The following is a 23,440-nucleotide window of genomic DNA, read 5'->3' as shown; positions in this document are numbered from 1 at the left end:
GGTTAGCCGCCGAAAATCTCGGTGAACTTCATCTTGCTCTCGGTGTCTTCAGCCAGTGCCTTGGCCGGGTCAAATTCGAGCAGCTTGATATCGGGCAGCGCCGGGAAACCTTCCGGCGGGGTGATGCCTGGATGCGCGGGCAGATACCCCATGTCCGATGCCATCTGCTGGCCTTCCTCGGAGAGCAGGAAGTCGACAAAGGCCTTGGCCGCGTCGGGGTTCTTGGCAGTCGACAGGATCGCGGCCGGTTCGGTCACGGCCGACACGCCCTCCTCGGGGAAGACGAACTCGACCGGGGCACCGGCCAGCTTGTTGCGGATCGGAAGGAAATCGACAACAAAGCCATAAAGCTTCTCACCACCTGCGATGGCCTTGTAGGTGCCGCCATTGCCGCCCTTGGGATTGGCGCCCTGTGCCGCGAGGCCTTCGTAAAAGTCCCAGCCAAGATCGGGGTTGCTGGTGATCGCGGCCATGTGAATGGTCGCGGCGCCGCTGGTCAGCGGCGAAGGCATCGCCAGCTTGTCCTTGGCTTCGGGCTTCAGGAGGTCGGCATAGGACGTCGGCACCATTTCAGCGCCGGTATTGTAGACGATCCCGGTGGTGATCAGCTTGGTGGAGAAATAGTGCCCCTCGGGATCCATCAACGCCGTATCATAAGCGGATGTGTCCGCTTCGGGATAAGCCATCAGGCGCCCTTCGGCCTCCAGCCCCTCCATGGTGACCATATCTGCGATCAGCAGCACATCGGGCTGAGGCGCACCGGCCGCGAACTCTGCCCGCAGCTTGGCCATAATCTTGGTGGTGCCGTCGCGGATCCATTCGACCTCGATGTCGGGGTATTTGGCCTGAAATGCATCGACGGTCTGCTGGGCATCGGCGTTGGGCTGTGAGGTATAGACAACCAGCTTGCCCGACACATCGGCGGCAAACGCAGAGGTGGACAACAAGGCGGCGGCAAGCGCGGAAAGAGCGAAACGCATGTGTGTCTCCGTAGAGTGGTTACGATTGCTCACCGGGCTAGCAGCGCCGTGTAACAACATTCCGACGGAAGGCCTGAAAAGCCGACAGCGCGCTTATTTCCGCAAACCCACAGGCCCTGCCAATCAGATGGCCTGCATTGCTGCCAGCCCCATGCATGCGTACAGATGCCAACCAACGCCCGCGCCCGTCTCATTGGGTGAACAGACCGCTTGGTTGATTTGCAAGCAGGAAACGACCCGCTGCGATTACGCTCCTCGACATGGGAACGCTCAGATCAATCAACTCAGGGAAGATAGTTGGTGCGGTCGAGAAGACTCGAACTTCCACTCCGGTTAAGGAACAGCGACCTCAACGCTCTCGATCAAAACTATCGTTTTCCAGCAAAAGCAAATACTTACGCAAACCCTCTTCAGACTGCCAGAAATACCAGCGCCTCCTCAAACGTCAAGAACCAACGTCAAAATCGGATGTTTGGCTCGAATGTGTGACACAATGTGTGACAAGTTTCAGGGTTATTGATCCCATGTTCACGCTTGGGATTGGCGACTACAAATGTCCATGATGCCCAGCGCAAGTAGGTGTATCAGATGTCCGATGATTTCGACTTAGCCCCACTGGATCAGTTCCTAATGTCAGATGACAGCCCTGAGGACTGCATGATGCTGTCGGATCTTGATGGCTTTCTGCACGGTGTAGTTTGCAGCCCAGCGCCTATTCCTCGTGAAGAGTGGCTACGCAAGGCTCTTGGAGACGCCCCAGACAATCTTCCCAAGTGGGTAGTCGAGACCGTAGAACACTTGCACGGAAGCATAGCCAAAGACCTTGCCTCGCCCTCCCCAGAACCAAGCCCGATCTTCTGGGAAGGACCTGAGGGCCAAGTCATAGGGATGGACTGGTGCGAAGGATTTATGGATGCCGTAGCCCTCAGACCGAAGGCTTGGCTGAAGCTGACCGAAAGTCGTGAGCATGTTCACCTTATGACGCCGATCATGGCCCACCTATTCGATGATAGTGGACAGTCGCTCTTGGGCATCCCGGAGGAGCAGCTACCCCAAGCCCTAGATGAAGCCTCCAAGGCCATTCCTACGACTGTAGTCGAGGTTTATCAGTTCTGTCGGGCAATAGACCGCAGCTGAGAGGTTCCAGAGCACAGTATTAGGCAAAATAGGAACGTGAGTCAGAAAGGGCCATTACAGCCCTATCCTCAGGATCCATTATCCATATTGGGCAACTACAGGGTGAAGAAATATTCTGATTCAACTCATACCCAAAGGCAGATCATAAGTCTAACGCCTCAGGGGGAATAGATTCGTTCACAAGAATCTTTCAACTACACAATATACAATGATAAGAAATCACAAACTTAAGCATGCACTTGAGTCATCTCAAGATCCCACTAAAATAGACCAATATCCTATAAGGATGTCATATGGTTATTATTAACAAGCATGAGAGAACCTGTAGATATAGCTTTTAAGCCACCTTCTCCATTTTGGTGTAGTTGTCATCTTCAGATTCACCAATCCATATGAACATTGCTTCATTGCCTCGACCTCTACGACCTTTCTGAAACCTGTAGCCGATATTTTGTAGTTGCCCTTCCAAATCCTCCAGTTCCTTCTTCACCCTATTGATAATAGTTCCAGTGCATTTCTGAACTTCTGATGCCCTCAAGTCCGCTCCAGTATTATCCTTTAGATAACCCAGAACCTTTCGAACTCTCCCCGATGGTCTCCGAATTCTCCCAAATCCATCACAATCAACCGTCTGGCTACCTTTCATTTGCAGTTGGAGTTCACCGAAGGTTTTCGGTTCAACCAACACATACGCCTTCATCTGACCTGCTTGTCTGCTCCCGTCGATCTGTCGAATGGCCCCCCTGCCGATCTGTTGCATCACATTTTCGACGAGGGAAGCATCTCGTACTTTGGCAAACGGCCCACGGAGGTCGCCATTGTTGGCCTGTTCCAAGCTTGCTTCAGTAACATCCTCCCCAGACAAGACGTGGTACTTCCGGACAGAGGCCAGCTTGGGAATGTGATTATCCCACAGGTACACGACGGCTTTACAGTCTTTGTAGCTGTTTGAGCCTATGCCGACATGATGATGACTGAGGTGAATTGTCTTCCCGTCTTTGTGTACGATCGCCGGTAGATCGACCTTGGCACCAGCCCCAAACCCAAAGAAGTCAGTCAGGCACCCGTCGAAAACACTCTTGGGAACAGAGAAGTAGATTTCATCCTCTGCAACCTGCTCTAACACCCATTCAACATAGCTGACGACTTCCGGTTTGATCTTTGCAGATTTCCACGTTTTGTAGCTACCCTTGATCTCTGGATCCGAGAGCCTGACCAACGTGAGCTGATCATACCTCGGAGCAACAAAGCTGTGCTTCACCAAGGGAATTTCCGTGAAGGTCCCCACAGCCTCGTAGGTCATCCCACCTGTTGCCGTGAGCACAACCGTATTTTCCATCGAGGGGATGCCCAGCGCACCAGATACGAAGGTTACTCGGCCATTGGCCTTGTGGGCCGCAAAAGCCCGCCCTTCGAGCATCGCAGCACAGAAGCTCTGGAAATCTCCAATCCGTTCCACATCTCCAAATGGGTTTACGACTTCTGAAAAGTCATATTTGGCAATGAGAGACAGATCATAGACGATGTCAGAAGGGTCGATAGGCAAAAAACCGTCGCCGATATGCTGTTGCTGCACGAAGCCATCTAGTAGCTCGAATACACTTCGAAACTCGTCAGCACGGATGCCTTGCCGTCTAGCCCATTCACTGGCCTTGTAGATATCGCCCGAAGTGATTTGCACATCGCCGGAGCCGTAAAAAGCTTCGTCTACCACAACCAGATCACGGTCTTGGAGCTTGGCCAAGTTGTAGCTGCCAAACTGGTGGGTGCAGACAAACACTGGCTTTTTAAGCTGTTCTGATTTGCTCCCAGAGGCGCCACTGTAGAAGCGGCCCACATTTGCCTCCCCAAGTTCAGCCTCGAGCTTATCGAACTGCTCCTCCACGCCTTTTACATAGGGCGTCAGAAAGCAGATCTTCTTGTCGGGGTTTTTCTTTGCAAACCGGACGATGCCCCAGATCGCACCGGTGGTCTTACCGCATCCGACAGGCATAGAAATGTATCTTGGGCCGGGTTCTAACCCTATTCCCTTCCGATAGATTGCCTCTGCGACCACCACAGACGCTCTGAATTGGTAGTCGGTCTGGTAGGTCTCCTTTTGTTGTTCATACAGCTTGATATCGAGCAATTTCAGCACTCCTTATGATTAGGAACGCACAACGCAAAAAAGACCCCAGAAGGGTCTAAGCCTGCATCAAGGCAGGGTAGGTCGTGCTAGATTTTGAGAAATTACGGGGGCACGAAAGCCACCCGACAAAAGCAAAAGGACCAGTCATACGGACTAGCCCTTCAATATGCTAACTACGATACACCAAAAGTTGGAGCCATGCAAGGCCGACGCTTCAGAGAACTCTCGGATGGCTGAAATTCTAGGAAAACTTGCCCTCCCAAACAAAGCCGGACGGCGCACTAAAAATTCTCTATAAATCAACCCCTTAATCACCCAGCCCCTTCACCCAGTGTTGCATGGCGAGAAGGGTTTCACTGTTAGATAGAAGGACCTGATGAACCACCAAGCCGTTTTGGCAGGATGGTTACCTGAGTGCACTGCCAAGCCTTGCGCAGCGCTACAGCGACCGTGCTACCTAATAGTAGTCCAAAGATGCTATAGCACCGGAAATTCCCTTATCGTGCTCAATAACTAGTGGCTTGGCACTTGCGTCAAGGTCACCCGGCTTGCTTCTGTCTATTGCCAGTATTCTAAACTCTTCCTCATGGGAGAAGACTTTCGATTTAATAAATGCAATGCCTAACCAGACTGCCAGTGCATCGGCATCTCGTGTATAGGTAAATTTGCTCTCAACGGACCAATGCCTATCCTTTTTTCCATATTCAACAACCCGTCCAAAAAGCTCAAGGTTGCTCCACCCGTCAGCTTTAAGCCGGTTGGATAGGGCCTTCATCAGAGTAGGCACGTGATATGTAACGTATGCACCAGGCTTCTTTTCCTCCTGTTGTTCACGGTCCCGTAGGAACTGCCCTCGAGTGGGGTCGAAGGTCCCAATTGATGAGCAAGAACAAAAGTCATTCACTACGGTCTCAACAACCACGTGCTGTGAAAACCCGTCGAAAGTGCAATTTGTAAGTCTCAATCCTTCGATGTCAGCATCAGAGAAAAAGTTGCTTCGAGAGCGAAATACCTCCCTTAATCTGCTTTCCTCCGGGTCCCCAAGGCGCCCTTGTACAGCACCTTCATCGGCTCTGTAGTCCATAAGCGTTCCAAATCTGAAGTACCCAGAACGAGCGCTTTCAAGGTATCGAGCCTCAATATGGCGTGTGACATACTCGACGGACTGTCCGGAAACACTTTGTTGACGTTCAGGTGTGAATGCAGGGCACTCTAACTTTACATGTCGAAGTATGCCAATTGCACCTCCGGCACTTGCGGCACCAGATCTACTTGGGGCTATCCGGTTTTTTGAAGGCGAGCGAGAACGTGTCGGAAGGGTTAGATCGAGAATGGGTAGTATGGCTGTTGTAGAAAGTAAGGATCTCTTCTTCATAACACTGCCTTTCTACATAGGAATGCCAATTTTTTGATTAGAACTACTAAGGGCATCTGGAAGCCTGTGAATTCAGGAATAACCATGCAATGTGGTATCAATGAAGTACAGCCTGCTGTTACTGGTCGCATGTTACTGCCAGATAGTAACATTAGGATTATTTTGCTTTCATATGTGACTAGAATCACCTTAGTTTAGAGTCATATGTTACCAACTGAGGTTACCATGGCGACCCTAGGCTACAGACGAGTGAGCACCACAGACCAAAACCTTGATCGGCAGGATCTGGGGCAGGTTGATAAGACCTTCGAAGAGAAACTATCGGGCAAGTCAGCAGCTGGCCGCCCAGCGCTTCAAGAAATGATCGACTACGCCAGAGATGGGGACGTTGTAGTTGTCCATTCCATTGACCGACTGGCAAGGGACCTGCGAGACCTTCAGTCAATCATCGAAACCCTGAACAACAAGGGGGTGACGATCACCTTCAAATCAGAAGGGCTGACGTTCTCTGCCAGTTCTGACGATGCTTTTGCGAAGCTCCAACTTCAGATGATGGGCGCCTTTGCTGAGTTTGAACGGAACATCATCCGCAAGAGACAAGCCGAAGGTATCGCCAAGGCCAAAGCCAAAGGCGTCTACAAGGGGGGCAAGAAGCGGATCGACAGGCAGAAGGTCAGGGATCTCAGGAATGAAGGTCTATCCACCTACAAGATCTCAGATGCGCTGGGCATAAGTCGTATGTCAGTTCACCGGATACTGAACGAAGAAGCTTGATAGCGTAGGTGCACGGAAGGTCTCAAATCAATCGTGGGACCCTCCAGAAAATTCCGAAACGGTTTGGCCTTGGCCGGTTTACGCCTCAGAATCCAAAAGAAAGAATTCACTCGAAGCCCGCCCACTTCTGGTGATTGGCCAAAGCTGCCGGATCAGGCCACTCTGACTTGTCGTTGGGCAAAGCAATTACCTTGTTCTTATAGCTTGAATACTGCCCTGAATACAGAAGCTCAGGCGCAAGGTGTATGCGGTAGCTCGCATCTACAGCCAACAACCCCAAATCGAAGAGAGTATGCAAATCAGAACGCAGCAGTAGGCCGTTGTTCACCTTGTTGGAATGTTCACCCAAATATGGGGCGATATGAGCAGCCTCTAGAGCCGCTGGAACGTCACAGCCAGAGATGCAGCACTGAGACCCGTATGCTACAAGCAGGCCATTCCTAAAGGCAGACTGCCCTCTTCTCATGGCTACAGATCGGATCTGGAACTCTCGATTGTCGTCATAAGCGCCCAACAGTTCTTCATTTTGCGGATCGCTCAAGAGCCTGGTTCTGGATGCAGCTGCATCACTCTGCGATCTGTCGGTCTTGAACTCCCCATCATCTGAGAGCCCCTCAATCGTAAAATAGCCATCATCCCAAGACGTGACGAACCCAATCCCAAGAACATCGTATTCGGCCCGGGGCTTGCTCTGCCGCTTTATAAGAAAGCCGACAGGAACCTCGTTCTCCATGCACAGCATCAAGCCTCTGTTGGTGGCCTGTGTGTCTCTAAGGGCAGGATCTTGGTTCTCTTGGTAATACTGGCATACCCAGCTTCCATCAGGGCGATGCTCAACGTCTTTGTCTGGGTATGGTCCATCTTGGACAGTACGGACGCTAAGCGCATAGTCAGTATAGGCAGGCTTGTAGATGCCCTTGGCAGCGGTGCTCAGGCGCATTCCGTCTTCCTGTTCTGCTAGCTCCTTCATCTCGGCCCAAGATACTCTCTGGCCCTTTCTATCTTCAAACCATTGAAGGGAAGCGACGTGTATCTCGGGCAATCCATCCAGTAAGTTATTTAATTGTGCCATTCTGTGGCCCTAATAAAGTGTTAACAAATTCAGACTTCAATCATGACATGCGTACATGGAAAGCAGAAGCCAAAAGAGCCCCAGACTACCTGCCTAGTCGGTGGGGCTACGTCAGAGCCTCCACAGAAGCGGAAGCCCTTGCTGTCTGTAAGAAGACCAGCGGATTGCCATACAACAGCGTGCACCAAAAGCCTGTGGAAATGATATGGCCCGGTGTAGCTGGGGAAGATTGTTTTTGGCCCTAGGGTGTCACAGGGACGCCCTTTGAAGCCACTTCCGAATAGTGCCCATCCTGTAGCCGTGACCGTAAGAAGCGCCTACGCCACCAACACTAGACCATCCACCAATCTGGTCGATCAACTCCAGTGGAGCCTCTACCTCTCTGAGCCGGTCCCTCATGGTGTGCCTGAGGCTATGGGCAGTCAGGCCATCAAACCTAGCCTTCAGCCACTTGTTCAAAGCATTGGATGCATGTGTTGCCCGGCAGCCGTCCTCATGGATGTAACGAGGATATAGCCAACCATCACCAGACGTAAGGAGAGCCGCTCTCATGGCCTCCAGCCCGTAGCCCACCAATGGTAAGGACCGTTCGCTGCCGGTCGTTTTGAGGCGTCTCATGGGGTTTGGACGTATGTGGATGACCTCTTGTTCAAGGTCTATGTCTTCAATCCTCATGCCGACAATCTCGCCCAGCCTACAGCCCGTCTCTCCAAGCATGGGCATCAGCAAACGTATCTGGCTTTTGGATGCCAGAGCTTCTTCGTAGCCGGTTCGCAGTTGCTCCTTGGTGAAGGTGCCTCGCTTCTTCCTGTCCTGTCCTTCGTTTTTGATGATCAGGCGAGAGAAGGGATTCCGCTTTTCGATCTCAAGCTCTGAGAAGCCGTAGTTGAGTACGGCAGAAATGCAGCCCAGTCGGCGCCTAATCGTCGCTGTCGAGTTCCCTTTGCTTCGCAACGAATGCACGAAGGCCTTTGCATCTTCCCTCGTGTAGCTTCCGATTGTTTGATCCCCCGCCTGCTTGCAGAGTGTTTCGACCGCTAACTTGGTGGGCTTAGGATCAATCCCTCGCAGCTCAAGATACTCGGCAGACACCTCTCCAAGGGTAAACCGCCTTGGCTGCATCGAAGCGATAGCGGTACTTAAGTCAATCTTTTGACCTGAAGCAAATGCCCCATCCAGCAAAGACGTCAAACGCTCAGCCAACGCCTCCGCAGCGGACTTGTCACGCCCAAGGCTGAGTCGAATGCTTGGTCCATAGTTTTGGACTGAACCTTTGGGAGTCCTTCGATTGTAATAGAAGACCCCACGACGCTCAATTGTGTACCGAATGTGTGCCAACAGATGCTACCTCTCGCAAGAATAAACGAGGGAAAACATAAGCTTGCTTGGGATAGTTGGTGCGGTCGAGAAGACTCGAACTTCCACTCCGGTTAAGGAACAGCGACCTCAACGCTGCGCGTCTACCAATTCCGCCACGACCGCACTGCCTAGGCTTGGTGTAGGGGCGTATAGACGAGCCGCCTGATGATGTGAAGAGGCAAAATGCCGAAATTGACATCTTGCCTCTTCGAAAATTTGTGACCGCTGAAACGAGACTTCAACTGGCCCGCAATCGCCCGGTTGACTGCCCCTTTCCGCAGTGGGATCGGAGATCAGTTGTTCGAGAATGTCGGCAAGGCCGCCGCGGCGCCAGAGGCCGGTACGGGTTGCAGTTGGCCAGAACCACCGAGTTGCGCAGCCGCCGCCTTGATCAGACCAGCGCGCTCCGGTTGGCCGGGCGAGAAGACCGCTTCGGCGCCATTTTCCAGGGCCGTGACAGCAACGCCGTACCAATCCTGCGCCGCAGGAACGGATTTGGCTGCACCGAACCCCTGCGACATGTGGTGGCCGATCAGCTCGGCGTAGGGGCGTTTGCCGATGGCGACCATGATCAGCGCCGATCCCATCGCGATATCCAGCTTGTCTCGGCGATAGCCCGAGAACATGCAGACGGCCGCCGTGTTGGCCAGCTGATCAATCGACATGTTGGATTGCAGCACGAACTTTTGCACATCTGCCATGACGGCCTGACTGTTGTCAGAGTCCAGTCGCGCCAGGAAAGGCTGGATCGCCGGGGCAAAGGAATCGCACTGGCTGTCGACCTGCGCCGAAGTCACATTCGTCAGGGTCGCCACGATGGCTTCGCCCGAATTCATCGCATAGGAGCGCGCGATGCAGAACTGCTCGCCCAGCGCGAGGTCAGGGTCCGTCATCGTCGACACGGTCATATAACCGCCATTCGAATTGGTCAGCAGGCTGACCTTGCTGCAATGACTTGCCAAAGAGGCCGTCTGTGCCGCCTGCGAAGGCGCGTTGAAGGTCGGGATCGCTCCGAGCGCCTGACCGCCGACCGATGCCATCACCGTGCCGCCCTGCTGCGACGCAGCCGGAGGTGTTGCAGGCGCCGGGGCTGCGGGTACCGCCTGCCCTGCCCCCTGGCCCGAGGCCTGCATCGTATCATTCATGCGGCACACGCCCTGATGGCAGGAGAAGCTCGCCGTCGTGACACCGCGCGCCATGAAATCGTTGCGCTGGTACCCCTGCGGGGTCGAGGCAAAGACCATGACCGAACAATGCGAGGCGCCGCACCAGAAAGAGCTGCCCGAAACGGAGGTGTCGATCAGATAATCATTCTTGCCGTCGCCGTTGATGTCCGCCAGCTGCATGAACCCGGAGCGCTGCAACAGTTGTTCGGCGCTCGGTTCGGCAGAGGCGGCGATTTCATCGACAGCATCGCTGACCTCGATCGGCAGTCCGGCATAGCCGGTGCTGGCGCTGCGCACGCCTGCGGCCTCATCCCGCCAGGTGTGCAGCAAGCCGCGCACGCCGTTGGGGCCTTGCATCGCCTTAATTACCTGCGGACCACCGATCTGGGCACGATTATAAGATGAGACCAGAAAATCCCGTTCATAGGCGGTCAGCTGACCGGTTGCCGGAAAACCCATATGGACCTGGTACTGGCTGATCGCAGTCCGGGACCGACGCCCCATGACGCCATCCGGCGTACCCGCCGGGAAGCCGAAGTAGTTGAGAGAAGCCTGCGTTTCACGGTTGTGCGCCCGCGTGGCCGAATAGCCTTGGCTGACGGTGCGGCGTTTCTTGTTGCGGTTCACCTCATTGACGATGGCGCCGCCGACAATGCCGCCCAGAAGAGCGGCCCCAAGATTATCAGCAGCAACGGGGCCAGAAGGGGCAGATAGAAACAGGGTCGCCGCAAGCGCGGTCTTGATCGGGGTACGGAACATGAAACAGGCCCTCTATTGAACAACAAAAAGAATCGTTGCAAATAGGATACCCTGAAAATGCTGATTTTCTGCAGATTTTTTCCTGCAGCATTGGACTTCCATTTTCCTAAAACTCCATCAGAGGTGCCCTGCAATGGTTGACTGGATCACATCCGACACCCCCGTCGATTATCAGGAAGCGACCGATTTCATGGAGGCACGGGCGGCTGCCATCGCCGCAGGCGAGGCAGATGAATGCATCTGGTTGCTTGAACATCCGCCGCTTTACACCGCCGGAACCTCGGCGCGGGTGGAAGACCTGACCGACCCAGAGCGGTTTCCGGTCTACCCGTCGAAACGCGGCGGGCAATATACCTATCACGGCCCCGGTCAGCGGGTTGTCTATGTGATGCTGGACGTGGGTAAACGCGGCCATGATGTGCGCCGTTTTGTGCAGCAGCTGGAAGACTGGGTGATCCGCGCGCTGGCGGAGTTCAACCTGACCGGACACATCCGCTGCGGCCGTGTCGGCGTCTGGATCGAACGCCCGGACAAACCGCGGACCTCGACCGGAGAAATCGCAGAAGACAAGATCGCCGCGATCGGGATCCGCCTGCGTAAATGGGTGAGTTTCCACGGAATTTCGATCAACGTGGAACCGGATCTGGAGCATTTCACCGGAATCGTGCCCTGCGGCATCACGGAGCATGGCGTCACAAGTCTGGTGGATATGGGCCTGCCCGTCACCATGGCCGATGTCGATGTAGCTCTGCGCCGCAGCTTCGATGAGGTCTTCGGGGCAGAGGCCGCCGCCAACGGGGCTTCCTGCTCCGCCTGAACCCAGGATTGCTGCCCCGGCGTGATCGAGCAAAACATTCCAAATCAGTGTGAGGTCGGCACAGTCACAGGAAGTGACCGCTTTGCCACCTTATATTGACTGTCAGGGAAGCCGCATCGGCAGACCAATGCAATGGAGATCCGCCCAATCCCACCAATTTGTTGTGTCCCCGCCCCCAGAAGGCTGGCCGAAGAACCAGAGGCAGGCAGCGGGCATGGACGGCCATCTTAGACAGAGGCAAAACGCCTGACCAGCACCCGGTCGGTCCGCCCCCGAACAACGCCCAGTTTTCGGTCGAGTTAATATTCGCCGCCGCCCTTCAAAAAGATGCGGCAGCGCTGTCGCTCAGCATTGCGTCAGCCGGTCAACCGGCGACCGCATCCCGGATCTTGGCCGCGTGCTCCTGGATCTGCTCCATGTCGCCCATTTTGCCCGGCGGGCGCAGCTTGTCGCCTTCTTTGCGCGGCAGCACGTGGAAATGCAGGTGGAACACCTCTTGCCCACCTGCGGCCTCGTTGAACTGCTGGATGGTGACACCGTCCGCGTCAAAAGCCTTGAGCACCGCGTGGCCCATTTTCTGCACGGTCTGCATGACGGCCGCCAGTTGCTCGGGGCTGGCATCCAGAACGTTGCGGCAGGGTGTTTTCGGGATAACCAGCAGATGCCCATCTGCCCGGGGCATGATATCCATGAAAGCGAGAGTATCATCATCTTCATAAACCCGCGCCGAGGGGATTTCCCCGCGCAGCAATTTTGCAAAGATATTGTCAGAATCATAGGCGGGCATCGGCTGTCTCTCCATCCTTAGCGGTCTCCCGGTTTTGCGCGCCGGGCTGGCGCAGGTCTAACATTGCCGATCCGTGATAGGAATGCCCCCCAGAAAAGCCACCCCCCGCGACAATTATTCTTGATCCAGATCAAACTCCGCCATTGAAGGCCCTTTAAGGGCGCTCTAAAACCAACATCGAGTCTAGGCCGCCCGGAAACCCTCCCAGTGGCCTTAAGTTTTGCAACAGGAGGCACCTTAAATGGCAGACGCAGCCATTCATGGTCACGGCCACGAAGACGAGCGCGGTTTTTTCACCCGCTGGTTCATGAGCACGAACCATAAGGATATCGGCATTCTCTACCTGATCGTTTCGGCGCTTGCAGGTTTCATTTCCGTCGCGTTCACCGTGTTCATGCGGCTTGAGCTGATGGACCCCGGCGTTCAGTACATGTGCATGGAGCACCTGGACAAAGGTCTCATCAGCGGCTTCTTGAGCACGATGGCGGCATCTGTTCCGGGCGAATGTACCCCGAACGGACACCTCTGGAACGTTCTGATCACCGCGCACGGCATCCTGATGATGTTCTTCGTGGTCATCCCGGCACTGTTCGGTGGTTTCGGCAACTACTTCATGCCGCTGCAGATCGGCGCGCCGGACATGGCGTTCCCGCGGATGAACAACCTCAGCTTCTGGCTCTACGTGGCTGGTACCTCGCTGGCGGTTGCCTCGGTGCTGGCACCGGGCGGCAACGACCAGATGGGTTCTGGCGTGGGCTGGGTTCTCTACCCGCCGCTGTCGGTCAATGAAGGCGGTTTCTCGATGGACCTGGCGATCTTCGCCGTCCACGTTTCGGGTGCCTCGTCGATCCTCGGCGCGATCAACATGATCACCACCTTCCTGAACATGCGTGCCCCTGGCATGACCCTGTTCAAGGTACCGCTGTTCTCCTGGTCGATCTTTGTCACCTCCTGGCTGATCCTGCTGTCCCTGCCGGTTCTGGCTGGCGCCATCACCATGCTGCTGATGGACCGTAACTTCGGCTTTACCTTCTTTGACCCCGCAGGCGGTGGTGACCCGATCCTGTACCAGCACATCCTGTGGTTCTTCGGCCACCCGGAAGTGTACATCGTGATCCTGCCGGGCTTTGGTATCATCTCCCACGTGATCGCGACCTTCTCGAAGAAGCCGGTCTTCGGTTACCTGCCGATGGTCTGGGCGATCATTGCGATCGGTGTTCTGGGCTTCGTCGTCTGGGCGCACCACATGTATACCGTTGGTATGTCGCTGAACCAGCAGGCCTACTTCATGCTGGCAACGATGGTCATCGCGGTTCCCACCGGGGTTAAGGTCTTCTCCTGGATCGCAACCATGTGGGGCGGCTCCATCGAGTTCAAAGCGCCCATGATGTTCGCTTTCGGCTTCCTGTTCCTGTTCACCGTTGGTGGTGTGACCGGTGTGGTTCTGTCGCAGGCCGCCGTGGACCGTGCCTATCACGACACCTACTATGTGGTTGCTCACTTCCACTACGTGATGTCGCTCGGTGCTGTCTTCGCGATCTTCGCAGGCATCTACTTCTACTTCGGCAAGATGACCGGCAAGCAGTACTCCGAAATCGGCGCTCAGATTCACTTCTGGATGTTCTTCATCGGTGCAAACCTGACCTTCTTCCCCCAGCACTTCCTGGGCCGTCAGGGCATGCCGCGTCGTTACATCGACTATCCCGAAGGCTTCGCCTACTGGAACAAGATCTCGTCCTACGGCGCGTTCCTGTCCTTCGCATCCTTCGTGTTCTTCTTCGGTGTCGTGATCTACTCGCTGCTGCGCGGCGCACGTATCACCCAGAACAACTACTGGAACGAATATGCCGATACGCTTGAGTGGACGCTGCCCTCGCCGCCGCCCGAGCACACCTTTGAAATCCTGCCCAAGCAGGAAGACTGGGATCGTTCCCACTCCCACTAAAAGGTGGATGGCACAGTAAAACAAAAGGCCCCGGAGCGTATGCTCCGGGGCCTTTTTTTTCGTAGATTCAATCTTCTCTTTTGCGACAAAGCGCGCCTTGAAAACCTGCCCGCCGGGACCATACTTCAAAGCTCTATCCAATCCCTACATCCTGCTCGTCTCATGCCCTACAACTGGACCCACGCCGACAGCGCCGCAGATGGTGATGCCCCTCGTGAGTTGCACCTGTGGCCGCATCAATCCCTGCCCGTCGAAGGCTACGTGCGGTTTCTGGCCCTGACTGCTGTTCTGATTGCGGTGCCCCTGCTGCCGCTGCTTGGATCCTTCGTTCTTTGGGGGCTTTTGCCGTTTCTTTTGATCACCCTCTTCGGCATGAAATGGGCGCTGGACCGCAGCCGACGCGACCGGCAGATCCTGGAGGTTCTCACGCTGGGCCCCGAAGAGGCCCGGCTGGAGCGCACCGGCCCCCGCGGCGGACATCAAAGCTGGCATTGCAATCGCCATTGGACCACCGTCCAACTGCACGCCCACGATGGACCAGTGCCCAATTACGTGACCCTGCGCGGCGGAGGCCGGGAAGTGGAGATCGGCGCCTTCCTGTCCGAGGATGAGCGCAAGGCGCTCTATGACGACCTGCAATCGGCACTGCGGGGCTGAGCCTGCTGAAATCGGGTTTTGACTTTCCCCGGTCCGCGGGCTACTCAGCCTGCATGTGTAAAACGACGCCTCTTTTCAGCACCGTTTATTATCCGCTGTTTCCATAACGGCGGCCGCATACACTTGTTTTGATGTTCACCCGCCGCGATCCGGCGGTCAGCAGAAGCATCAGACACTCCTCCGGTTTCGTGGCCCACCGGAGCGTTTCGATGACTTCAATGCCTCATATCCACACGGTTGGCCTGATCGGCTTTGGCCAATTCGGTAAGCTGATCGCCCGCCACCTGTCGCCGCATGTACCGCTCGTGATTTGCGATCCAGCCCTGCCACCGGACGCCATCTCAGGACCGAACCAGCGCTCCGGCGATCTGGCCACGGCCGCTGGTTGCCCGTTGGTGATCCTCGCGGTGCCGGTTCATACCATCGGGAGCGTATGTAGTGAGATCCGCACATACCTTCAGCCCGGCGCCATTGTCGCGGATGTCGGCTCGGTCAAGCTGGAGCCGGTACAAATCATGCAAAGCCGCCTGCCGGATCATGTTGACCTCGTGGGCACCCACCCTCTTTTTGGCCCGCAAAGCGCCCGCGTTGGCCTCGCCGGTCACAAAATTGCCCTTTGCAACATACGCGGCAGGTCTCACCTGCCCCTGGCGGCCTTTCTCAGAACGGTGTTGGGCCTACAGGTGATTCTGACCACCGCAGAACAGCACGATATTGAGGCCGCCACCGTTCAGGGGCTAACGCACCTAATTGCCCGGACCCTATCCGACATGGGCCCCCTGCCCGCCCGGATGACGACTGCCAGCTTTGACCGACTGGTCGAAGCGGTGCAGATGGTTCAGGGGGATCCCCCTGGCGTCTTTGCCGCAATTGCAGAGGCCAATCCCTTTGCCGCAAAGGTGCGCGAAGATTTCCTGCGCAAGGCCGGGGCCGTAGTCGGCGCACTGGATGCCGAACTGCCATGAAAGCAAAAAGCCCGCAGCGATGCGGGCCTTTTTACGCACTCAATCTTTCATGGCGAATGCCCGATCCGGCAGCTGTCTCAGCAGCCGCCTTCAGAGCACAGCTCGTCTTTGACCATTGGGCCGACAAGGCCGAAATCGACCTGCCCGGTGTATTTGGACTTCAGAACACCCATGACCTTGCCCATATCCCGGATCGAGGCCGCACCGGTGTCGCTGACCGCGCTCTTGACCGCGCTGCGGATCTCTTCTTCGGTCAGCTGTTTGGGCAGGAATTCCTCGATGATGGTAATTTCCGCCAGCTCCCGCTCAGCCAGATCCAGACGACCGCCCTCTTCATAGGCGCGGGCGCTTTCGTTGCGCTGCTTGGTCATCTTGCCCAGGATCCCGAGGATTTCAGCATCGCCGATACTGCCTTCCTCACCATCACCGCGCGCGGCGATTTCCTTGTCCTTGATCGCGGCATTGATCAGGCGAAGCGTTGCCAGCCGTTCGGCTGCCTTGTCTTTCATGGCCTGCTTCAGGGCCTGATTGACCCGTGTACGCGTATCCATTTTCTGTACCCATCCCCATGGCATCGGAATTCGGACGTTTATCCAATTGAAAGCCGCATTTCAAGCGCGCGCTCTGACGCCCTTTGCCTGCAGGCTTTGTCGCGCCGATGCGCAGCGCTCTTGACCCGCTCTGAACCACCCCCTACAAGCCCTTGAATTTCACCTCATGGAGAGTCGTGTCATGGCCGATACCGCACCGTCCAAGCCAACCGCGTGTCTTGCGCTTGCTGATGGAACCGTCTTTTACGGAACCGGGTTCGGCGCAACAGGACGAACCGTGGCCGAGCTGTGTTTCAACACCGCGATGACCGGCTACCAGGAGATCATGACCGACCCGTCTTATGCCGGGCAAATCGTGACCTTTACCTTCCCGCATATCGGCAACACCGGCGTCACCCCCGAGGATGACGAAACCGGCGATCCGGTTGCGGCTGGCATGGTGGTGAAATGGGATCCGACGCTGGCCTCCAACTGGCGCGCCACCGAAGAGCTGAAAGCCTGGCTGACCCGCACCGGCCGTATCGCCATCGGCGGCATCGACACCCGGCGCCTGACCCGCGCGATCCGCCAGCAGGGCGCTCCGCATGCGGCGCTGGCACATGATCCGGAAGGCAACTTCGACGTGGAAGCACTGGTTGCAGCCGCCCGCGGCTGGTCCGGTCTGGAAGGTCTGGATCTGGCCAAGGACGTCACCTGCGCCCAAAGCTATCGCTGGGACGAAATGCGGTGGGCCTGGCCCGAAGGCTATACCCGTCAGGAGGCCCCCCAGCACAAAGTTGTCGCCGTCGACTATGGCGCCAAGCGCAACATCCTGCGCTGCCTGGCCTCTGCGGGCTGCGATGTGACCGTTCTACCTGCAACGGCCACGGCCGAAGAGGTGCTCGCCCATAATCCTGACGGAGTATTCCTGTCCAATGGCCCTGGCGATCCGGCGGCCACCGGCGCCTATGCCGTGCCGATGATCAAGACGATCCTCGACACCACCGATCTGCCCGTCTTTGGCATCTGCCTTGGACACCAGATGCTGGCGCTGGCGCTGGGTGGTAAGACGGTCAAGATGAACCACGGCCACCATGGTGCAAACCACCCGGTGAAAGAGCATTCCACCGGCAAGGTTGAGATTACCTCGATGAACCACGGGTTCGCGGTGGATGCGCAGTCGCTGCCCGAAGGGGTGGAAGAAACCCACATTTCGCTGTTCGACGGCTCCAACTGCGGCATCGCCATGACCGGGCGCCCTGTCTATTCCGTGCAGCACCACCCGGAAGCAAGCCCCGGACCGCAGGACAGCTTTTACCTTTTCGAACGTTTTGCGGAAGCCATGGCGACCCGGAAAGCGTCGTAAAAACCGCGGAGGCCGCCCCCTGAGCGCGCTCATGTTAACCACCCATTAACCATGGATGGCAACCGTAGCTCCAGTTTCTATCTGGGGTTGTTCTTCATATGAGTAAGCACACACGGGGATTGCGCCATCCCGGCAAATCACTATTCCGGGCGCAACAGGCGCAGCACCATCTGGTTGCACATCAGCACAGAAACAAGGCATATCGCTCTGCTTTCGCTCCTCCTCCGGTAAAGGTAAAACGGCGCCAGCCCGCGACGCCGGGCGCGGAACATCAGCCTGATGAGGCGATACGTGCGCTGACTCTGCGACGGCACGGCAAACCCCTGCCGGACGGGTTGCAGGATCTACTGCCCAATACCGCGCAGCCCCGCACCCGCGCGCCGCAAGGGACCGACAGCTCCACGCGCGACGCGTTTCGGTATGTCGAGCTGGCGCAGGCCCGACCGGATCCGAACCTTCTGAACAAGATGCCTCCGGCCTTCTGGCTCCGGAATTCTGCCGTGCCCTGGATGAAGTTGGGGGATGCGATTGTCGTGACTATCGCCGATCTCGGCAGGGCAAACCAGATCCAACAACAGCTGCGCAATACCTTTGGCACCGTGATCCCGGCGCTTGCCCGCAAGGAGCAGGTTCGCGATCTGCTGACGCGCAGCCTGCGGCACCGGATGGTGCGCAGAGCCAGCCACAGCGTGCCGTCCGAGATGAGCAGCCGGTTTCTGGCCCACGGCAGGCTGCATATGGCAATTGCAGTCTGGCTGGGAATGGTGCTGAGCCTTTCCATCCTGATGCCGCTGTTTGTATTCAATGCCTTGAGCGCGTTTGCAATGGCGCTGCTCGTGCTGTTCGCAGGCTTCCGGGTGATTGGCCTTGCAGGGTTTCTGGCAGAGCGTTACCGCCCGCCCCCGCAGCCCCGTGGGCGCCTGCGACCGGATCATTTGCCACGCATATCGGTGCTGGTCCCACTATTCAAAGAGGCCGAAATCAGCGCCGCGCTTTTGCACCGGCTCAGGAAACTGCGCTATCCACGCCATCTGCTGGACGTTCTTCTGGTGCTGGAAGAGGATGACATTGTCACGCTACGGGCGGTTCAAAAGGCGCGGCTGCCTCATTGGACCCGGGTGGTCAGAGTTCCAGCCTATGCTGATCTGACGACCAAACCCCGGGCGCTGAACTATGCTTTGAACTACTGCCACGGCGACATCATCGGTGTCTGGGACGCCGAGGACGCGCCGCAGCCCGATCAGCTGCACCGGGTGGCAGAGGCGTTTGCCCATGCCCCGCCTGAACTCGCCTGCGTGCAGGGCGTGCTGGATTATTACAACCCGCGTGCAAGCTGGATCGCGCGTTGCTTTACGCTGGAATACGCCAGCTGGTTCCGCATCGTTCTAAAGGGAATTGCCCGCATGGGGCTGGTCGTGCCTCTCGGTGGCACCACCATGTTCGTTAGGCGCGACATTCTGGACCGCGTCGGCGGCTGGGACGCCCACAACGTGACCGAGGACGCGGACCTGGGTGTGCGCCTGTTCCGGGCAGGCTACCGGACCGAGATGCTGGCCTCCACCACCTATGAAGAGGCCAATTGCCGTCCCTGGCCCTGGATCAAGCAGAGGTCACGCTGGCTGAAGGGTTTCATGGTGACCTATTGTGTGCATATGCGCTCCCCGGCGCAGCTGTTCCGGGATCTTGGCTGGCGGCAGTTCCTGGGGTTTCAGGTCTTTTTCCTTGGCTCTGTCGGGCAATTTCTGCTCGCACCGTTCTTGTGGAGCTTCTGGCTCGTGGCCCTCGGCGTTCCCCATCCCAGTGCGGGCACGGTTCCCGGGGGCTGGCTGACGCTGGCCGTCGCAAGTCTGGTGATTTTTGAGCTCCTGAACCAGACCACGGCTGTTATCGCGGCCTTTGTGACCGGTCGGCGGTGGCTGGCCCCATGGGCCCCCTGCCTGCTGTTCTACTATCCCATGGGCGTCGTTGCCGCCTACAAAGGGTTCTATGAATTGGTTTTTCATCCCTTCTTCTGGGACAAGACCGATCATGGGATCCACGCGCCGGATGAATGCCCTGCGCCACAGGCAGAGGATCCTGAGCAAACCGCCCCCCGGAACACCGCACCCACAGGACCTTAGAACACCGACGGTTGTCTCCGCCAAAGCAACCAGAGGTCACCGGTCAGCAACCGGCTGCTCAGCCCTTGCTGCGGTCGCCAGCATCCTGTTTCAGACGGGTCATGAAGGCGATAGAAATATGATCTTTCAGGGCATCTGCCGCAGCATCCGCATCGCGCCTGCTGATCGCATCCACGATACCCTTATGCTCGGATTGCGCGATCTTGCCGCGTCCCTTGGCCGCCAGCGAGGTGGTTGCCATCAGTGCCATTGTCCGGTGCACCAGATTGAGCTGCTGGACCAGATAGCGGTTGTGCGAGGCAAGGTGGATCTGTTCGTGAAAGCGCCGGTTCGCCTTGGCCAGCTCGGTCGGATCATCGACCAGCTGATCATCGGCCTTCACCATCTCCTGCAGGACACGGATCTCTTCCTCGGTGGCGTGCTGCGCGGCAAGCCGCGCGGCCAGACCTTCCAGTTCGCGCCGCACCACATAGAGCTCGGCCATCTGGTTATGATCCAGCGAGGCCACGATCAGCGACCTGCCGTCCCGCTCCAGCAGCGATTGCGTTTCAAGCCGTTGCAGGGCTTCGCGGATCGGCGTGCGGGAGACGCCAAAGCGTTCGGCCAGATCACTTTCCACCAGTCGGTCGCCGGGCCGGTAGACGCCTACGTCGATGGCTTCAAGGATCAGCGCATAGGCGTCTTTCTGATTGCTGCGGTGCTGGTTCATGGTTTTTCCGTGGGATTTCATCCGGTCTTTTCTACAGTGCGACCCCAGCCAATCAAGCCTCTTGCTCAATTTGCGCCGAAATCACGCAGGCCAGAAAAGCCGCGCTGCATTGCAAAACAGCTGCATCCAACTTAATCGAAGGGCATGGTCAAATCACATTTCTCTCATGTCCGTCACTGGGTCTTCGACCTCGACAACACGCTTTACCCGCCCTCGGCGCGGCTGTTCGATCAGATCGAGGTCAAGATGACCGATTATGTGATGGCCGAACTGGGCGTGGATCACGCCGAGGCCGACCGTCTGCGCAAACACTACTGGCGGGAACATGGCACCACCCTGGCCGGGCTGATGCAAGAACACGGCATCGATCCCGATCCCTATCTGGTTGCGGTGCACGACATTTCCTTTGCGCCGCTGGACCCGGATGCCGAGCTTGCCGCCCGGATCAGGGATCTACCGGGGCGGCGGATCGTCTATACCAACGGCAGCGCCCCCTATGCCGAGCGGGTTCTCGAAGCGCGCGGTCTGGCTGGGCTGTTTGACGGGATCTATGGCGTCGAACACGCCAATTACCGGCCAAAACCCGAACGGCAGGCATTCGACACTGTGTTTGCCAAGGCGGGCATTGCGCCACAAACCGCCGCCATGTTCGAGGATGATCCCCGCAATCTGGCTGCACCGCACGCCATGGGCATGCGCACCGTCCATGTCGCGCCAGCCCCGCAAGACGGCGATCACATCCATCACCATACTGATGATCTGACAGGGTTCCTGAGCCGCCTGTTGTAGAACCGGCACCGCTCCCCCGTACCCTTATCCACTCAATGGCTGCACCGGGTCGTCCGGCGCGGCAGAATGGCTGCTGAACCGCGGTAAATTTCGGCTCAGCTGAGCGGTTTTCCACGCGCAAGCAGACTGCGACGAAATCTCGCCTGCAATAGTCACCTTTCCTGACCTAAATGAAGCCGCAGTAATACATACAGGAAACGCGATATGACTGCTTATACCCTCCCCGAACGCCTGTCTCTCTGGCAGCGGCTGCTGTTTGCCATCCCCCTTCTGGGCCGGATCTGCAAAGAGGTCGCCTATGGCGCCAAGGACAACATCTATTACGCGCTTGGCACCTTCGTCAGCCTCTGGGGTTGCTCGGTGGTCATGTTCGGCGTTCCCGGTCTTTATATACCGGCCCTGTGCCTTGTACCGGTGATGTTCACGCTCTTGATCCTGATCACGCGCGGATAAGGACCATATGCCGCTTGTCATTCCTCTGCCTAGGGGCATATCTCAGGGCAGACGGACGATGAAAGGCGGCAGCCATGGACCAGACCTGTGACATCCTGATTTCCGGCGGCGGCATCGCCGGACTGACAGCCACCGCCACTTTTGGCTCTGCCGGGTTCCGGGTGATCTGCGTTGACCCGGCCCCCCCGATTACCGAGCGGGACGTCGATGGCTCCGACCTGCGCACCACCGCAGTCCTGCAGCCCGCCCGCGAGTTGCTGGAGCGTTGTGGCCTTTGGGCCCGGCTTGCTGATCACGCCGCCCCCCTCCAGATCATGCGCATCGTCGATGCTGGCGGAGAGCACCCCGAACCGCGGGTGGTGCGGGATTTCAACGCCGCCGATATCTCGGACCAGCCCTTTGGCTGGAACCTGCCCAATTGGCTGTTGCGCCGGGAGCTGGTCGCAGCGCTGGCTGATCTGCCGAATGTAGATTTCCGCCCCGGCGTTGGCACCACGCAGCTGTTCACCCGCCTGAACGAAGCTCGCGTGACCCTGACCGACGGCAGCCAGCAAAAGGCAAAACTGGTTCTTGCTTGCGACGGGCGCAATTCCCCGATGCGCGAGGCCGCAGGCATTCCGATCAAGACCACCCGATACGGGCAAAAGGCGCTGGCCTTTGCGGTAACCCATCCGGTCCCACATGAAAACGTCTCGACCGAAATCCACCGCTCGGGCGGGCCATTCACCCTGGTTCCCCTGCCCGACTATCAAGGCTTGCCGTCCTCAGCCGTAGTCTGGATGGAACGCGGTCCGCGGGCGAGCGAGTTGCTGCAGATGGAGACGGCAGAGTTCGAGGCCGCGATGACCCGGCGCAGCTGTGGCTTGCTGGGTGATCTGACGCTGGCCTCCCGCCGGACCATCTGGCCGATCATCAGCCAGTCGGCTGAGCGGCTGAACGGCGAGCGGTTGGCGCTGATGGCAGAGGCGGCCCACGTGGTGCCGCCAATCGGCGCCCAAGGGCTGAACATGTCGTTGAGCGATTTGCGCTGTCTGCTGGAACTGGCCGAGGCCCGCCCCGAGGGATTGGGCGATGCTGCGATGCTGGAGGCCTACAACAAGGCCCGCCACAAGGACATCATGTTGCGCGTCAAAGGCATCGACCTGTTGAACCGCACCTCGATGCTGGCACCGCGCCCGCTGCGCGATCTACGTGCCTTTGGCCTCAATGCGCTCTATTCAATGGCGCCGGTGCGCCGGACCCTGATGCAGATGGGCCTTGGCGTAAAATAACCAGGCAAAGAACTTCGGGCACATCATGTTGGATGCCGCGCCTGCCATAGTTGGCGGGCCTTTCCCGTCGCGGCTAACGTCGCAGTGCCCTGCTGCCATGTTGCAGGCGTCTGAGAACGATTCGGATGTGGCGTGATTTCCATTTACTCAGCGAGCCTCCGTCTGGCTGGGTTCTGCGGGCGCCACGGCATGTCGCTATCACGATCGGCCTAGACGGCGCCCTGCCCACGACCTTGCTTCATGATCGCACCGCCGAACTCACCTCAAAGGTGTACCGATCA

The 23,440-nt window shown here is 57.4% G+C and carries 20 protein-coding genes and 1 tRNA gene; 11 read left to right on the top strand and 10 right to left on the bottom strand.

From position 1 onward, the window contains the following. Positions 1–2: 2 nt before the first annotated feature. Positions 3–980 carry an ABC transporter substrate-binding protein gene (locus SM766_RS12675; protein ID WP_368948001.1) on the bottom strand — a complete coding sequence of 326 codons (978 nt, stop codon included), beginning with the start codon at positions 978–980 and terminating at the stop codon, positions 3–5. 588 nt (positions 981–1,568) lie between these two features. Between SM766_RS12675 and SM766_RS12670 the strand changes: the two genes are divergently transcribed. Then, positions 1,569–2,117, top strand: coding sequence for a YecA/YgfB family protein (locus SM766_RS12670; protein ID WP_133245370.1), 549 nt, complete (start codon positions 1,569–1,571; stop codon positions 2,115–2,117). Between the two features lie 337 nt (positions 2,118–2,454). Here the strand turns inward: SM766_RS12670 and SM766_RS12665 are convergent, their stop codons facing one another. Next, on the bottom strand, positions 2,455–4,245 hold the full coding sequence (locus SM766_RS12665) for a DEAD/DEAH box helicase family protein (protein WP_368948000.1): 1,791 nt from the start codon (positions 4,243–4,245) through the stop codon (positions 2,455–2,457). Between the two features lie 457 nt (positions 4,246–4,702). Then, positions 4,703–5,329, bottom strand: a complete 627-nt coding sequence (locus SM766_RS12660; RefSeq protein ID WP_368947999.1) for a hypothetical protein — start codon at positions 5,327–5,329, stop codon at positions 4,703–4,705. 495 nt (positions 5,330–5,824) lie between these two features. On the opposite strand from SM766_RS12660, the gene SM766_RS12655 reads away from it, so the two are divergent. Next, positions 5,825–6,394: a recombinase family protein gene (locus SM766_RS12655; RefSeq protein WP_368947998.1), complete on the top strand. Its 570-nt coding sequence runs from the start codon at positions 5,825–5,827 to the stop codon at positions 6,392–6,394. 106 nt (positions 6,395–6,500) lie between these two features. Here the strand turns inward: SM766_RS12655 and SM766_RS12650 are convergent, their stop codons facing one another. The 4 genes from SM766_RS12650 to SM766_RS12635 all read right to left on the bottom strand — a co-directional run bounded on the left by SM766_RS12650 (position 6,501) and on the right by SM766_RS12635 (position 10,750). Then, positions 6,501–7,466 (bottom strand): HNH endonuclease, encoded by a 966-nt coding sequence (locus tag SM766_RS12650; protein WP_368947997.1) that lies wholly within the window; start codon positions 7,464–7,466, stop codon positions 6,501–6,503. A gap of 249 nt (positions 7,467–7,715) precedes the next feature. After that, complete coding sequence (locus tag SM766_RS12645; RefSeq protein WP_368947996.1) at positions 7,716–8,669, bottom strand: site-specific integrase; 954 nt, start codon at positions 8,667–8,669, stop codon at positions 7,716–7,718. 192 nt (positions 8,670–8,861) lie between these two features. After that, positions 8,862–8,948, bottom strand: a tRNA-Leu gene (locus tag SM766_RS12640). Positions 8,949–9,118: 170 nt separating this feature from the next. Continuing rightward, on the bottom strand, positions 9,119–10,750 hold the full coding sequence (locus SM766_RS12635) for a peptidoglycan-binding domain-containing protein (protein ID WP_368947995.1): 1,632 nt from the start codon (positions 10,748–10,750) through the stop codon (positions 9,119–9,121). Between the two features lie 133 nt (positions 10,751–10,883). Here SM766_RS12635 and lipB point away from each other — a divergent pair, with 133 nt between their 5' ends. Next, on the top strand, positions 10,884–11,567 hold the full coding sequence (gene lipB, locus SM766_RS12630; protein WP_368947994.1) for a lipoyl(octanoyl) transferase LipB: 684 nt from the start codon (positions 10,884–10,886) through the stop codon (positions 11,565–11,567). A gap of 364 nt (positions 11,568–11,931) precedes the next feature. On the opposite strand, the gene SM766_RS12625 is transcribed toward lipB, so the two are convergent. Next, a complete protein-coding gene (locus SM766_RS12625) occupies positions 11,932–12,354 on the bottom strand; it encodes an HIT family protein (RefSeq protein WP_274829652.1) in 423 nt (140 codons plus the stop codon). A gap of 241 nt (positions 12,355–12,595) precedes the next feature. Here SM766_RS12625 and SM766_RS12620 point away from each other — a divergent pair, with 241 nt between their 5' ends. The 3 genes from SM766_RS12620 (at position 12,596) to SM766_RS12610 (ending at position 15,921) form a co-directional block, all read left to right on the top strand. Next, a complete protein-coding gene (locus SM766_RS12620; protein WP_065271198.1) occupies positions 12,596–14,299 on the top strand; it encodes a cytochrome c oxidase subunit I in 1,704 nt (567 codons plus the stop codon). A 162-nt stretch (positions 14,300–14,461) separates the two neighbouring features. Next, on the top strand, positions 14,462–14,956 hold the full coding sequence (locus tag SM766_RS12615; RefSeq protein WP_368947993.1) for a DUF2244 domain-containing protein: 495 nt from the start codon (positions 14,462–14,464) through the stop codon (positions 14,954–14,956). A 209-nt stretch (positions 14,957–15,165) separates the two neighbouring features. Continuing rightward, on the top strand, positions 15,166–15,921 hold the full coding sequence (locus SM766_RS12610; protein ID WP_368947992.1) for a prephenate dehydrogenase/arogenate dehydrogenase family protein: 756 nt from the start codon (positions 15,166–15,168) through the stop codon (positions 15,919–15,921). Between the two features lie 77 nt (positions 15,922–15,998). Here SM766_RS12610 and SM766_RS12605 read toward each other — a convergent pair whose 3' ends face one another. Beyond that, the gene (locus tag SM766_RS12605; RefSeq protein WP_065271200.1) at positions 15,999–16,472 is read right to left on the bottom strand and encodes a GatB/YqeY domain-containing protein; all 474 of its coding nucleotides are present in this window, start codon (positions 16,470–16,472) and stop codon (positions 15,999–16,001) included. Positions 16,473–16,653: 181 nt separating this feature from the next. Between SM766_RS12605 and carA the strand changes: the two genes are divergently transcribed. Both carA and SM766_RS12595 read left to right on the top strand, forming a co-directional pair. Then, positions 16,654–17,817 carry a glutamine-hydrolyzing carbamoyl-phosphate synthase small subunit gene (gene carA, locus SM766_RS12600; RefSeq protein ID WP_065271201.1) on the top strand — a complete coding sequence of 388 codons (1,164 nt, stop codon included), beginning with the start codon at positions 16,654–16,656 and terminating at the stop codon, positions 17,815–17,817. Positions 17,818–17,915: 98 nt separating this feature from the next. After that, positions 17,916–19,937: a glycosyltransferase gene (locus tag SM766_RS12595; protein ID WP_368947991.1), complete on the top strand. Its 2,022-nt coding sequence runs from the start codon at positions 17,916–17,918 to the stop codon at positions 19,935–19,937. 58 nt (positions 19,938–19,995) lie between these two features. Here SM766_RS12595 and SM766_RS12590 read toward each other — a convergent pair whose 3' ends face one another. Beyond that, entirely contained in the window at positions 19,996–20,646 is a 651-nt protein-coding gene (locus SM766_RS12590) for a GntR family transcriptional regulator (RefSeq protein ID WP_368947990.1), read from the bottom strand. Between the two features lie 144 nt (positions 20,647–20,790). On the opposite strand from SM766_RS12590, the gene SM766_RS12585 reads away from it, so the two are divergent. The 3 genes from SM766_RS12585 (at position 20,791) to SM766_RS12575 (ending at position 23,159) form a co-directional block, all read left to right on the top strand. Continuing rightward, the gene (locus SM766_RS12585) at positions 20,791–21,435 is read left to right on the top strand and encodes a pyrimidine 5'-nucleotidase (protein WP_368947989.1); all 645 of its coding nucleotides are present in this window, start codon (positions 20,791–20,793) and stop codon (positions 21,433–21,435) included. Positions 21,436–21,639: 204 nt separating this feature from the next. After that, positions 21,640–21,888: a hypothetical protein gene (locus SM766_RS12580; RefSeq protein WP_274829657.1), complete on the top strand. Its 249-nt coding sequence runs from the start codon at positions 21,640–21,642 to the stop codon at positions 21,886–21,888. A 74-nt stretch (positions 21,889–21,962) separates the two neighbouring features. Then, positions 21,963–23,159, top strand: a complete 1,197-nt coding sequence (locus SM766_RS12575; protein WP_368947988.1) for a UbiH/UbiF family hydroxylase — start codon at positions 21,963–21,965, stop codon at positions 23,157–23,159. Positions 23,160–23,440 lie beyond the last annotated feature (281 nt).

The sequence above is a fragment of the Pseudophaeobacter sp. A-200-2 genome (assembly GCF_041008815.1).
Taxonomy (GTDB): Bacteria; Pseudomonadota; Alphaproteobacteria; order Rhodobacterales; family Rhodobacteraceae; genus Phycobacter; species Phycobacter gallaeciensis_A.
This window is presented reverse-complemented; position numbering and strand designations above follow the sequence as displayed.

Bases quoted from the DNA above. Each gene is read 5' to 3' on its own strand.
- SM766_RS12660 (WP_368947999.1), bottom strand. From the start codon at position 5,329: ATGGACTACAGAGCCGATGAAGGTGCTGTACAAGGGCGCCTTGGGGAC.
- SM766_RS12575 (WP_368947988.1), top strand. From the start codon at position 21,963: ATGGACCAGACCTGTGACATCCTGATTTCCGGCGGCGGCATCGCCGGA.
- SM766_RS12620 (WP_065271198.1), top strand. From the start codon at position 12,596: ATGGCAGACGCAGCCATTCATGGTCACGGCCACGAAGACGAGCGCGGT.
- SM766_RS12625 (WP_274829652.1), bottom strand. From the start codon at position 12,354: ATGCCCGCCTATGATTCTGACAATATCTTTGCAAAATTGCTGCGCGGG.
- SM766_RS12655 (WP_368947998.1), top strand. From the start codon at position 5,825: ATGTTACCAACTGAGGTTACCATGGCGACCCTAGGCTACAGACGAGTG.
- SM766_RS12590 (WP_368947990.1), bottom strand. From the start codon at position 20,646: ATGAACCAGCACCGCAGCAATCAGAAAGACGCCTATGCGCTGATCCTT.
- SM766_RS12650 (WP_368947997.1), bottom strand. From the start codon at position 7,466: ATGGCACAATTAAATAACTTACTGGATGGATTGCCCGAGATACACGTC.
- SM766_RS12635 (WP_368947995.1), bottom strand. From the start codon at position 10,750: ATGTTCCGTACCCCGATCAAGACCGCGCTTGCGGCGACCCTGTTTCTA.
- SM766_RS12595 (WP_368947991.1), top strand. From the start codon at position 17,916: ATGAGTAAGCACACACGGGGATTGCGCCATCCCGGCAAATCACTATTC.
- SM766_RS12585 (WP_368947989.1), top strand. From the start codon at position 20,791: ATGGTCAAATCACATTTCTCTCATGTCCGTCACTGGGTCTTCGACCTC.
- SM766_RS12605 (WP_065271200.1), bottom strand. From the start codon at position 16,472: ATGGATACGCGTACACGGGTCAATCAGGCCCTGAAGCAGGCCATGAAA.
- SM766_RS12615 (WP_368947993.1), top strand. From the start codon at position 14,462: ATGCCCTACAACTGGACCCACGCCGACAGCGCCGCAGATGGTGATGCC.
- SM766_RS12670 (WP_133245370.1), top strand. From the start codon at position 1,569: ATGTCCGATGATTTCGACTTAGCCCCACTGGATCAGTTCCTAATGTCA.
- carA (WP_065271201.1), top strand. From the start codon at position 16,654: ATGGCCGATACCGCACCGTCCAAGCCAACCGCGTGTCTTGCGCTTGCT.
- SM766_RS12675 (WP_368948001.1), bottom strand. From the start codon at position 980: ATGCGTTTCGCTCTTTCCGCGCTTGCCGCCGCCTTGTTGTCCACCTCT.
- SM766_RS12610 (WP_368947992.1), top strand. From the start codon at position 15,166: ATGACTTCAATGCCTCATATCCACACGGTTGGCCTGATCGGCTTTGGC.
- SM766_RS12580 (WP_274829657.1), top strand. From the start codon at position 21,640: ATGACTGCTTATACCCTCCCCGAACGCCTGTCTCTCTGGCAGCGGCTG.
- lipB (WP_368947994.1), top strand. From the start codon at position 10,884: ATGGTTGACTGGATCACATCCGACACCCCCGTCGATTATCAGGAAGCG.